Source organism: Streptomyces sp. JLBJ103, assembly GCF_058215575.1.
In genome coordinates this window covers 7,281,009-7,294,395 of sequence record NZ_CM177089.1, presented here as the reverse complement: position 1 = coordinate 7,294,395, position 13,387 = coordinate 7,281,009, and the positions used below count along the sequence as shown (strand labels likewise).

2 protein-coding genes (both only partly in view) are annotated in these 13,387 nt (G+C 71.0%); both read left to right on the top strand.

What is annotated here, in order from left to right; translation table 11 throughout:
* Positions 1-10,882 carry the final stretch of a type I polyketide synthase gene (locus tag AC4BEG_RS31740; protein WP_490703101.1) on the top strand. It extends 13,721 nt beyond the left edge of the window, so 10,882 of the gene's 24,603 nt are visible here — the last part of the coding sequence; its start codon lies beyond the left edge, outside the window; it ends in the stop codon at positions 10,880-10,882.
* Positions 10,827-13,387, top strand: the start of a protein-coding gene (locus AC4BEG_RS31735) for a type I polyketide synthase (RefSeq protein ID WP_490707270.1). Its footprint extends 7,750 nt past the window's final position; 2,561 of the gene's 10,311 nt are visible here — the first part of the coding sequence; the start codon lies at positions 10,827-10,829; the stop codon falls past the right edge of the window. The genes AC4BEG_RS31740 and AC4BEG_RS31735 overlap by 56 nt, the downstream gene beginning before the upstream one ends.

Here is a 13,387-nt window from a genome sequence, read left to right as displayed (position 1 = left end):
GGGCGGCCTCGTCGCCCGACACCTGGTCGCGGAACGGGGCGTACGGAGCCTGCTGCTGGTGAGCAGGCGCGGCGCCGCGGCCAAGGGCACCGAGGAACTGCGCGACGAACTCACCGCGCAGGGCGCCGAGGTGACGTTCGCGGCGTGTGACGTAGCCGACCGGGAGGCCGTCGCGGGTCTGCTGGCCGAACACCAGGTCTCCGCCGTGGTCCACACCGCGGGCGTACTGGACGACGCCACCATCGGCTCGCTGACCCCGGACCGGATCGACGATGTGTTCCGCCCGAAGGTCGACGCGGCCTGGAACCTGCACGAGCTCACCCACGACCTGTCGGCGTTCGTGCTGTTCTCCTCGGTGGCGGGCGTCCTCGGTGGGCCTGGCCAGGGCAACTACGCGGCGGCGAACACCTTCCTGGACGCGCTCGCACAGCATCGCCGCGCTGCCGGCCTGCCCGCCACCTCCCTGGCATGGGGTCTGTGGGCGGATGCCAGCGGTATGGCAGGCAGCCTGGATGAGGCCGATGTGCGGCGGATGTCGAGGGGCGGCATGGTTCCGCTGTCCTCCGAGGACGGCCTGTCTCTCTTCGACGCGGCGGGCTCCACGGGGCGCGCGCTGCTGGCACCGGTGCCCCTGGACATACCCGTGCTGCATCGGCAGGCGCGTTCCCAGCCTGTGCCACACATGCTGCGCGGTCTGATCCGTGGCACCGCGCGCAGGACTGCCGAGGCCGGGTCCGTCGCCGGATCCGCGCTGGCGCGGTCACTGGCGGGCATGACCGCCGCGGAGCGCGAGAAGGCACTGCTGGGCCTGGTCCTCAGCCAGGTTGCCGTGGTCCTCGGCCACAGCTCGGCGCACGCCATCGCGCCCGACCGCGCGTTCAAGGACCTGGGCTTCGACTCGCTCAGCTCTGTCGAACTGCGCAACCGGCTCAACACCGCCACCGAGTTGACCCTGCCCGCCACCCTGGTCTTCGACTACCCGACCCCCGCCGCACTCGCAGCACACCTGGGTGCCGAACTGCTGGGTGGGGTGATCGATGTCGTTGCCGACAGCCCCACAGTGACTGTGACCGACGAGCCGATCGCCATCGTCGGTATGAGCTGCCGCTTCCCCGGCGGGGTCGAATCACCCGAGGACCTGTGGCGCCTCGTTGCCGAAGGCACAGACGCGGTCTCGGAGTTCCCCACCGACCGCGGCTGGGACGTGGAGTCCCTGTACGACCCGGACCCCGACCACTCGGGCACCACCTACAGCCGCATGGGCGCCTTCCTCGACCATGTGGCGGACTTCGACCCGGCGTTCTTCGGCATCTCGCCCCGCGAGGCGCTGGCCATGGACCCGCAACAGCGACTGCTACTCGAAACCTCCTGGGAAGCCTTCGAGCGGGCCGGTATCGACCCGAACTCGATACGGGGCAGCCGGTCCGGTGTCTTCGTCGGCACCAACGGCCAGGACTACGGGGCATTGTTGATGGCCGCGCAGGAGAGCGTGGAAGGGTATGCGGGCACCGGCAATGCGGCGAGTGTCATCTCCGGTCGGCTGTCCTACACCTTCGGTCTTGAAGGCCCCGCCGTCACGGTGGACACGGCGTGCTCATCCTCCCTGGTCGCACTGCACTGGGCGAGCCAGGCGCTGCACAAGGGCGAGTGTGAACTGGCACTGGTCGGCGGTGTCACGGTGATGTCGACACCGGGTGCGTTCATCGAGTTCAGCCGCCAGCGCGGGCTGTCGGTGGACGGCCGCTGCAAGGCGTTCTCCGACAGCGCGGACGGCACGGGCTGGGGCGAAGGCGTCGGCATGCTGCTCGTCGAGCGACTGTCGGACGCCCAACGCAACGGCCACCAGGTGCTCGCGGTGGTCCGCGGGTCCGCAGTGAACCAGGACGGCGCTTCCAACGGCCTCACCGCGCCGAACGGTCCGTCGCAGCAGCGGGTGATCCGGCAGGCGTTGGCCAGTGCGGGTCTCACTCCGTCCGATGTGGACGCGATGGAGGCGCACGGCACCGGCACCACCTTGGGTGACCCCATCGAGGCACAGGCCCTGCTGGCCACCTACGGCCAGGACCGCACCGGTGAGCCGCTATGGCTGGGATCGGTGAAGTCGAATATCGGTCACACCCAGGCCGCGGCCGGTGTGGCTGGTGTGATCAAGATGGTGATGGCGATGCGGCACGGCGTGCTGCCGGCCACCCTGCACGTGAACGAGCCGTCGTCACACGTGGACTGGTCCGCGGGCGCGGTGGAGCTGCTGACCGAATCCCGGTCGTGGCCGGAGACGGACCGGCCGTGGCGAGCGGGTGTGTCCTCCTTCGGCGTGAGCGGGACGAACGCGCACGCCATCATCGAGCAGGCTCCCATCGTGGAGCAGGAGAAAGTCCCGGAGCCGTTGCCCGTCGGCGCGGTCGTCCCGTGGACGCTGTCGGCGCGGAGTGCCGAGGCATTGTGCGAGCAGGCCGCGCGGCTCAAGTCTTTTGTGGACACAACTCCTGAGCTGGCCGTAGCGGATGTGGGCCGTTCGCTGATGTCCTCGCGGGCGGTGCTGGAGCACCGTGCGGTGGTGGTCGGCGCCGACCGGTCGGAGTTCCTGGCGGCTTTGGCGGCTGTGGCCGAAGGCCAGGCGACCGGTGCCGCGGTCACGGGAGTGGTCGACGAGCCTGGTCGGGTGGGCTTCCTGTTCTCGGGCCAGGGGTCACAGCGGCTCGGCATGGGCCGCGAGCTGGCTGGCCGGTTCCCCGTTTTCGCCGAGGCCCTTGACGCTGTGCTGGGCGAGTTCGACCCGCAAGTGCGTGAGGTGATGTTCGGCGAGGACGCCGATGCGCTGAACGAGACCGGGGTAACGCAGCCTGCGTTGTTCGCGGTCGAGGTGGCCCTGTTCCGCCTGCTCAAGTCCTGGGGCGTCCGGCCCGACATGCTGGCCGGGCACTCGATCGGTGAACTTGCCGCCGCCCACGTGTCGGGTGTGTGGTCGCTGGCTGATGCCGCAAAGGTGGTGTCGGCGCGCGGTGCGCTGATGCAGGCACTGCCCGAGGGCGGTGCGATGGTGGCGATCCAGGCAACCGAGGCCGAGGTCGCGCCGGACCTACCGGAGACCGTCGGTGTTGCCGCGGTCAACGGGCCGAACTCGGTGGTCGTCTCGGGTGTTGCTGCCGATGTCGAGGTGGTCGCGGATCGGTGGCGCGAGGCGGGCCGGAAGGTGACCCGGCTGCGCGTCAGTCACGCGTTCCACTCGCCACTGATGGACCCGATGCTCGACGACTTCCGCCAGGTCGTGGAAGAGGTGTCGTTCGGCGAGCCCGCGATCCCGATCGTGTCCACGCTGACCGGTGCGCGGGCGACCATCGAAGAGTTGGCCTCGCCGGAGTACTGGGTACGACACGTGCGGGAGTCGGTGCGGTTCGCCGACGCCGTGAGCACGCTCGTGGACGAAGGCGTGGGGACGTTTGTCGAGGTGGGGCCGGGCGGGACGCTGTCGGCGCTGGGGCGGGAGTCCGCTCCGGAGGCGGCCTTCGTACCGGTGCTGCGCGGCGATCGGCCGGAGGCCGTGGCTGCCACCACGGCCGCGGGCCAGTTGCATGTGCGCGGCGTCCGGGTGGACTGGGAAGCGTTCTTCACCGGTCGTGGCGCCCGGCGGGTGGACCTGCCCACCTACGCGTTCCAACGCGAGCGCTTCTGGCCTGACCTGCTGCCGCTGATCGGTGATGTCTCGGCTGCCGGACTTGGTTCGGCAGAGCACCCGCTGTTGGGCGCGGCTGTCGCGGTGGGCGGCACCGATGGTGTGCTGCTGACCGGCCGGTTGTCGGTTCAGACCCACCCGTGGCTGGCCGATTTTGTGGTCCAGGGTTCGGTGCTGTTGCCCGGTACGGCGCTTGTTGAGTTGGCGGTGCGGGCGGGTGACCAGGTCGGGTGTGACCTGGTGGAGGAGTTGACGCTTGAGGCGCCTGTTGTCCTGCCGGAGAACGGCTCGGTGCGGGTGCAGGTGTGGATCGGCGCCGAGGATTCCTCGGGCAGGCGCGAGCTGACCTTCCACTCCAGCGCGGGTGACATCGACGACGGTCGTTCCTGGACCCGGCACGCCACCGGTGTGCTGGGCGCGGGGGGTCGCTCTGGTGGGGCTTCCCTGGTCGAGTGGCCGCCCGCAGGCGCGGAGATCGTGGGCCTGGACGGGTTCTACGACCGCATGGCCGATGGCGGTTTCGGCTACGGGCCGGTGTTCCAGGGGCTGCGGTCGGCTTGGCGCAGCGGGGACGAGGTGTTCGCCGAGGTCGCGCTGCCGGACGGGGTGAAGGCGGAGGGTTTCGGTCTGCACCCGGCTCTGCTGGAGGCGACGCTGCACACCATCGGGCTGATGGGCGAGGCCGACGCTCCCGGCAAGCTGCCCTTCTCGTGGTCGGGGGTGCGGTTGCACGCCTCGGGCGCGACGGTGCTGCGGGTGCGGTTGACGCCCACAGGGTCGGACGGGGTGTCGTTGGCAATCGCGGACGGCTCCGGTGCTCCGGTGGCGACCGTGGACACGCTGATGCTGCGCCCGATGTCGGCGACGCTGTCGCGGCAGGACCAGCAGTCGCTGTTCGGCGTCGACTGGATGTCGGTGTCCCTGTCTGATGGCGATGCCCCGACGGTCGAGTGGACCGGCCAGGCGCTGGCGCCGTCGGCGGAACTGCCCGACTTCGTCGTCCTGCCGTGCCCGATCACCTCCGCCTCTGATCCGGTCTCCGGTGCGCATGAAGCGGCGCACTGGGCGCTGACCACGGTCCAGACTTGGCTTGCCGACGAGCGGTTCGACGGGTCACGTCTGGCCATCGTGACCAAGGGTGCGATCGCCACCACGGCCGACGAGGACGTACAGAACCTCACGCACGCCGTTGTGTGGGGCCTGGTGCGATCCGCCCAGTCGGAGAACCCGGATCGGATCGTCCTGGTCGACCTCGACGACGAAGCGACCTCGCTCGATGCGCTGCCTTCCGCGCTGGCCACTGGAGAGCCGCAGTTGGCGCTCCGCTCCGGCGTCGCCAGTGCGCCGCGTCTGGCCAGGGTCAAGCAGTCCGTGGTGGACGACCCCGGCTTCGGTTCGGGTGCGGTGCTGATCACCGGCGCGACAGGCACACTGGGCGGCCTCGTCGCCCGACACCTGGTCACGGAACGAGGCGTACGAAACCTGCTGCTGGTGAGCAGGCGCGGCGCCGCGGCCGAGGGTGCCGAAGAACTGCGCGACGAACTCACCGCGCACGGCGCCGAGGTGACGTTCGCGGCGTGTGATGTAGCCGACCGGGAGGCCGTTACAGGACTGTTGGCCGAGCACCAGGTCTCCGCCGTGGTGCACACCGCGGGTGTGCTGGACGACGGCACCATCGGCTCGCTGACCCCGAACCAGGTCGACGCGGTGTTCCGGCCCAAGGTCGATGCGGCGTGGCACCTGCACGAGCTCACCCGCGACCTGGACCTGTCCGCGTTTGTGCTGTTCTCCTCGGCGGCGGGCATCCTCGGTGGCCCCGGCCAGGGCAACTACGCGGCGGCCAGCGCGTTCCTCGACACGCTGGCCCACCACCGCAGGGCGACCGGTCTCCCCGCCACCTCACTGGCGTGGGGCCCGTGGGCCGAGACAGGCGGCATGGCAGGCAACCTGGACGAGAACGACGCGCTGCCCATCGCCAACAACGCCATGCTCCCGCTCGGCTCGGCCGAGGGCTTGGCACTGTTCGACGCGGCAGGCTCCACAGGACGCGCGCTACTGGCACCAGTGCCCCTCAACCTGCCCGCGTTGCAACGGCAGGCGCGTTCCCACCCCGTGCCACACGTCCTGCGCGGTCTCGTGCGCGGCACGGCACGCAGGACCGCCGAGTCCGCCGCCGCCCGGTCCGCGCTGGCGCAGTCGCTGGCCGGCCTGACCGAGGCCGAGCGGGAGAAGGCGCTGCTGGACCTCGTGCTCAACCACGTGGCCGTGGTGCTCGGCCACAGCTCTGCACATGCCGTCGTGCCCGACCGTGCGTTCAAGGAGCTCGGGTTCGACTCACTGACCGCCGTCGAGTTCCGCGACCGGCTCAACGCGGCCACCGAGCTGCGCCTGCCCGCCACACTCGTCTTCGACTACCCGACCCCCGCCGCGCTCGTGGCGCACCTCGGTACCGAGCTCGCGGGCGCGCCCGTCGTCGCGGCGCCCACCCGCACCACCGTGGCCATGACCGACGAACCGATCGCGATCATCGGCATGAGCTGCCGCTACCCCGGCGGGGTGAACTCACCCGAGGACCTGTGGCGACTGGTCCTGGACGGTGTCGACGCCATCAGCGAGTTCCCCACCAACCGCGGCTGGGACATCGACGCGCTCTACAACCCCGACCCCGACCACATGGGCACCACCTACGCCCGCGAGGGCGGCTTCCTGCACGACGCCGACCAGTTCGACCCGGCGTTCTTCGGCATCTCGCCCCGCGAGGCGCTGGCCATGGACCCGCAGCACCGGCTGCTGCTGGAGACCTCCTGGGAAGCCTTCGAACGGGCCGGTATCGACCCGGACTCGGCGCGGGGGCGCGACATCGGCGTCTTCGCCGGCACCAGCATTCAGGACTACGCCACGCTGCTTGCGGCGAGCGAGGAGAGCGTCGAAGGGTACGTCGGCACGGGCAACGCGGCGAGCGTCACGTCCGGTCGGCTGTCCTACACGTTCGGCCTCGAAGGTCCCGCAGTGACGGTCGACACCGCGTGCTCCTCGTCGCTGGTGGCGCTGCACCTCGCGGGGCAGGCGCTGCGCTCGGGTGAGTGCTCGCTCGCACTCGCGGGTGGCGTGACGGTGATGTCCACGCCGGGCGCGTTCCTGGACTTCAGCCGCCAGCGCGGTCTGTCCGCCGACGGACGGTGCAGGCCGTTCTCGTCGGACGCGGACGGCACCGGCTGGGGCGAGGGCGCCGGGATGCTGGTGCTGGAGCGGTTGTCCGACGCCCGGCGGAACGGGCACCGAGTGCTGGCGGTGATCCGCGGCTCGGCGGTGAACCAGGACGGCGCGTCCAACGGTCTCACCGCGCCGAACGGCCCGTCGCAACAGCGGGTCATCCGGCAGGCGTTGGCGAGCGCCGGGCTGGTGTCATCCGATGTGGACGCCATGGAGGCGCACGGCACCGGCACAAAGCTGGGTGACCCGATCGAGGCGCAGGCGCTGCTGGCCACCTACGGCCAGGACCGCCCCGCCGACCAGCCGCTGTGGCTCGGGTCGCTGAAGTCCAACATCGGCCACACCCAGGCCGCGGCCGGTGTCGGCGGCATCATCAAGATGGTCATGGCGATGCGGCACGGCGTGCTGCCGAAGACACTGCATGTTGCCGAGCCGACCCCGCAGGTCGACTGGTCGATGGGCGACATCGAACTCCTCACCGAGGCCCGCCCCTGGCCGGACACCGACCGGCCGCGCCGGTTCGCCATCTCGTCGTTCGGGTTCAGCGGCACCAACGCGCATGCCATCCTCGAACAGGCGCCGGCCACCAAGGTCGCCGCGCCGAAGGCCGTGCCGGACACGACCGTTCTGCCGCTGCTGGTATCGGGGCGCGGCGACGACGCGCTGCGGGCGCAGGCCGACCGGCTGCGCGCCCACCTCGTAGCGCACCCGGAGCTGAACCCGCTCGACGCCACCACCACTCTCGCGGTGGCGCGAGCCGCCCTCGGCCACCGGGCGGTCGTCATCGGGCAGGACCGCGAAGGACTGCTCACATCACTCAAGGCGCTCGCGGAGGGGCGGACCGCGGGCGGGCTGGTCTCCGGTGTCGCGGCGGGGCACCGGCTGGCATTCATGTTCTCCGGCCAGGGCGCGCAGCGGCTGGGCATGGGACGCGAGCTGTACGGCCGCTTCCCGGTGTTCGCCGACGCGCTCGACGAGGTCCGCGGCCACCTCGACGCCCACTCCGAACAGCCGCTGCTGGATGTGCTGTTCGGCGAGGACGCCGATGCCCTGAACGAGACCGCGGTGACGCAGCCCGCGCTGTTCGCGGTCGAAGTGGCAATGTTCCGGCTGCTCGAGTCGTGGGGTGTCCGCCCCCAGCTGCTGGCGGGTCACTCGATCGGCGAGCTGGCCGCGGCCCATGTGGCGGGTGTGTGGTCGCTGGCTGACGCCGCCGCGGTGGTGTCGGCGCGGGGTCGCCTGATGCAGGCCCTGCCCGAGGGCGGCGCGATGGTGGCGATCCAGGCGACCGAGGCCGAGATCCTGCCGGAGTTGTCCGACACCGTGGGCATCGCCGCGGTGAACGGCCCGACGTCGGTGGTCGTCTCGGGCGTCGCCGCCGATGTCGAGGCCCTTGCCGAGCGCTGGCGTGAGGCGGGTCGGAAGGTGACCCGGCTGCGCGTCAGCCACGCGTTCCACTCACCACTCATGGAGCCGATGCTCGAGGACTTCCGCCGCGTGCTGGAAGGTGTGGACTTCCAGGCGCCGACCATCCCGATCGTGTCCACACTGACGGGCAGGCCGGCCTCCGCGGAGGAATTGGCTTCGGCGGAGTACTGGGTGCGCCATGTGCGGGAGTCGGTGCGGTTCGCCGACGCCGTCGGCACACTGCGCGAGCAGGGTGCGGATGTGTTCCTGGAGGTCGGGCCGGGCGGAGTGCTCACCGCGCTGGGTCAGGAGACCGCGCCCGAGGCCGAATTCGTACCCGCGCTGCGCGGCGACCGGTCCGAAACACTCGAACTGACAACGGCGGCGGGCAGGCTGCACGTGCTCGGTGTCACCGTCGACTGGACCGAACTGACCGCCGGTGGCACACACATCGACCTGCCCACCTACGCCTTCCGGCGCCAGAGGTTCTGGCCGACCCTGGCCGAGGCCCCCTCGGGCGATATCTCCGGGGCTGTCGACGCACGGTTCTGGGCGGCCGTGGCGGACGGCGACCTCGGTGAGCTGGCGGACGAGCTGGCCGTGTCCCTCGACGACCCGATCGGCGCGGTACTGCCCCGGCTCTCGTCGTGGCGGCGGGAACAGGCCGAGAACTCGGCGGTCGACGAGATGCGCTACCGCGTCACCTGGCGGCCGGTGAACGAGCCCACCGCGGCGCTCTCGGGTACCTGGCTCGTGGTCAGCCGGGACGGCGCCGGTGAAGAACCCGTCGCCGCCGCGCTGAGCAGGTACGGCGCGCAGGTGCTGCCGGTACGGACCGGCGGGCCGGTGGACCGTGACTCACTGACGGCCCGGGTGGCGACCGACGAACCCGTCGCGGGCGTGCTGTCGCTGTTCGCGCTCGACCCCGAGCTGCCGTCCGGTGGTCTGGCGGCGAACCTCGCCCTCGTTCAGGCCCTCGGCGACACCGGCCTCGCCGCACCGCTGTGGTGCGCGACGCAGGGCGGGGTCACCATCGGTGGCTCCGACGCGCCCACCAAACCGGACCAGGCGATGGTGTGGGGGCTCGGCCGAGTCGTCGGGCTGGAGTACCCCGATAGCTGGGGTGGCCTCGTCGACCTGCCGGACACGCTGGACGAGCGCACCGGCGCCCGTCTCGCGGGCATCCTGTCCGGCACGCAGGGAGAGGACCAGGTCGCGCTACGCGCCAACGGAGTGTTCGCCCGGAGGCTCGTGCGGGCGTCCTCGGGACGCCTCGGAGAATGGAACCCCACCGGCACGGTGCTGGTCACCGGTGGCACCGGCGCGCTCGGCGGGCACGTCGCCAGGTGGTTGATCGCGAAGGGCGCCGAGCATCTGCTGCTGACCAGCAGGCGCGGCCCGAAGGCCGACGGCGCCGAGGAGCTGCGCACGGAGCTGACCGCGCTCGGTGCCCGCGTCACGATCGCCGCCTGCGATGTAGCCGACCGGGACGCGCTGGCGGAGCTGCTGGCCTCCATACCCGCCGAGTTCCCGCTCACCGCGGTGGTGCACGCGGCGGGCGTCCTGGACGACGGCGTGCTGTCCGGGCTCACCCCGGAGCGGTTCGACGCCGTACTGCGGCCGAAGGTCGACGCCGCGGTCAACCTGGACGAGCTGACCAGGGAGCTTGAGCTGTCGGCGTTCGTGATGTTCTCCTCGATCTCCGGCACGATCGGCGGGACGGCCCAGGGGAACTACGCGGCCGCCAACACCTTCCTGGACGCGCTCGCGGAACGGCGCGTGGCGGCGGGCCTGCCCGCCACCGCGGTCGCTTGGGGGCCGTGGGAGGGCGCCGGCATGGCCGAGGGGCCGCTCGGCGACCAACTGCGCCGCCGCGGCATGCCCCCGATAGCGCCCGAGCGGGCGATCGCCGCGCTGGACCGGGCCGTCCGCTATGGCGACCCGACGGCGCTGGTGGCGGACATGGACTGGGACGTGTTCGTCCGGGCCTTCACATCGGTACGGCCGAGCCCGCTGTTGCAAGAACTGTCCGGCGCGGCCGGACCCCAGGCCACTGCCGCGGCCGGGATGCAGGACGACTTGGCGGCCAAGCTCGCCGCGCTGTCCGGACCGGAGCGCGAACGCGCCGTGCTGGACCTGGTGCGGGACGTTGCGGCCGCCGTCCTCGGTCACGATGGCACCAAGCTGGTGGAACCCGGCAAGGCGTTCCAGGAGCTAGGCTTTGACTCGCTCACCGCGGTCGAGTTCCGCAACGTCCTCAACTCGGCCACCGGGCTGAGCCTGTCCTCGACGCTCGTCTTCGACCACCCCACCCCCTCCGCACTCGCAGCGCACATGCTCGAGGAACTGCCGGGAGGCGGGGCGCCGACCATCGACGCCGAACTGGACCGCCTCGAGTCCGCACTGTCCCTCCTGACGCCGGACGACCAGCAGAGCGCCGCCGTCAGTAACCGCCTCCGCGCGCTGCTGTCCATGTGGGACGAAGCGCACACCCGCAACACGGAACCCGCCGAGTCCGGAACGGACGCGCGTACTGCGTCGGCGGACGAGCTGCTCGCGCTGCTCGACGAACAACTCGGTAGGTCCTGAGCTGATGAACACACCTGAAGGGTCCGAAGTCATGTCCAACGAGGAGAAGTACCTCGACTACCTCCGCCGGGCCTCCGTGGACCTGCAGGAGGCACGCGGGAAGCTGCGCGAGGCCGAGGAGCGCGAGGTCGAGCCGATCGCGATCGTCGGTATGAGCTGCCGGTTCCCCGGTGGCGTGCGGTCGCCGGAGGACCTGTGGCGGCTCCTGCGGGACGGCGAGGACGCCGTCACCGCGTTCCCCACCAACCGGGGTTGGGACCTGGAAGCGCTCTTCGACGACGACCCCGACCGGCAGGGAACCTGCTACACCCGTGAAGGCGCCTTCATCCACGACGTGTCGGACTTCGATCCCGCCTTCTTCGGGATCTCGCCACGTGAGGCCGCGGCGATGGACCCGCAGCAGCGGCTGCTGCTGGAGACGTCGTGGGAGGTGTTCGAGCGAGCGGGCATCGACCCGCATACGCTGCGGGGCAGCCGGTCGGGCGTGTTCGTCGGCACCAACGGCCAGGACTACTTGGCACGCCTGGCAGCAACCGGCGCACCGGACGGTTACGAGGGCTACCTCGGCACCGGCAACGCCGCGAGCGTCATCTCGGGCCGCGTGTCCTACACATTCGGCTTCGAAGGCCCCGCGCTGACCATCGACACCGCCTGCTCTTCGTCCCTGGTCGCCCTGCACCTCGCGGTGCACGCGCTGCGACACGGTGAGTGCCCGCTCGCCATCGCGGGTGGTGTGACGGTGATGTCGACGCCGGGAGTGTTCATCGACTTCAGCCGCCAGCGTGGGCTGGCGGTGGACGGCCGCTGCAAGGCGTTCGCCGACGGCGCCGATGGCACCGGTTGGGGTGAGGGCGTCGGCCTGCTGCTGTTGGAGCGGCTGTCGGACGCGCAGCGCAACGGCCACCAGGTGCTGGCGGTGGTGCGGGGTTCCGCGGTGAACCAGGATGGTGCGTCGAATGGTTTGACCGCGCCGAACGGTCCATCGCAGCGGCGGGTGATCCGTCAGGCGCTGGCGAGTGCACGACTCTCCGCGGCGCAGGTGGACGCGGTCGAGGCACACGGCACCGGTACGAAGCTGGGTGACCCGATCGAGGCGCAGGCGTTGGTGGCCACCTACGGTCAGGGCCGGCCTGCCGACCGACCGCTGTGGCTGGGGTCCATCAAGTCGAACATCGGGCACACGCAGGCGGCCGCGGGCGTGGCCGGTGTGATCAAGATGGTGATGGCGATGCGGCACGGTGTGCTGCCGCCCACCCTGCACGTGGACGCGCCGTCATCACACGTGGACTGGTCCGCCGGTGCGGTGGAGCTGCTGACGGAGTCTCAGCCGTGGCCGGAGACCGGTCAGCCATGGCGGGCCGGTGTGTCGTCGTTCGGTGTGAGCGGGACGAACGCGCACGTGATTGTCGAGGCCGCTCCCGTGGTGGAGCCGGAGGAAGTCACAGAGCCGGTGCACGACGGCCTGGCGCCGTGGGTGTTGTCGGCCCGGAGCGCCGAGGCGTTGCGTGAGCAGGCCGCGCGGCTCATGTCCTTTGTGGACTCGAGTCCTGAGCTGGCCGTGGCGGATGTGGGCCGTGCGCTGGTGTCTTCGCGGGCGGTGCTGGAGCACGGTGTGGTGGTGATCGCCACTGAGCGATCGGAGTTCCTGGCGGCTTTGGCGGCTGTTGCCGAAGGCCAGGCGACCGGTGCCGCGGTCACGGGAGTGGCCGACGAGCCTGGTCGGGTGGGTTTCCTGTTCTCGGGTCAGGGGTCGCAGCGACTGGGTATGGGGCGTGAGCTGGCGGCCCGGTTCCCGGTGTTCGCCGAGGCGTTGGATGCGGTGCTTGGCGAGTTCGACCCGGCGGTGCGTGAGGTGCTGTTCGGTGAGGACGCCGATGCGCTGAACGAGACCGGGGTGACGCAGCCCGCGCTGTTCGCTGTCGAGGTGGCGCTGTTCCGCCTGCTGGAGTCCTGGGGTGTCCGGCCGGATGTGCTGGCCGGGCACTCGATCGGCGAGCTTGCCGCTGCCCATGTGTCGGGTGTGTGGTCGTTGGCCGATGCGGCAAAGGTGGTGTCGGCGCGCGGTGCGCTGATGCAGGCACTGCCCTCGGGTGGCGCCATGGTGGCCATCCAGGCGACCGAGGCCGAGGTCTCGCCCGAACTGCCGGAGACCGTGGGGATCGCGGCGGTCAACGGGCCGTCGTCGGTGGTCGTCTCTGGTGTTGCCGCCGATGTCGAGGCGGTCGCGGAGCGGTGGCGCGAGGCGGGCCGGAAGGTGACCCGGCTCCGCGTCAGCCATGCGTTCCATTCCCCGCTGATGGACCCGATGCTGGACGACTTCCGCCAGGTTGTGGAAGAGGTGTCGTTCGGCGTACCCGCGATTCCGATCGTGTCCACGCTGACGGGCCGGTTAGCGAGCGCCGAGGAGCTTGCCTCGTCGGAGTACTGGGTCCGGCATGTGCGGGAGTCGGTGCGGTTCGCCGACGCCGTGAGCACGCTCGTGAACGAGGGCGTGGGGACGTTCGT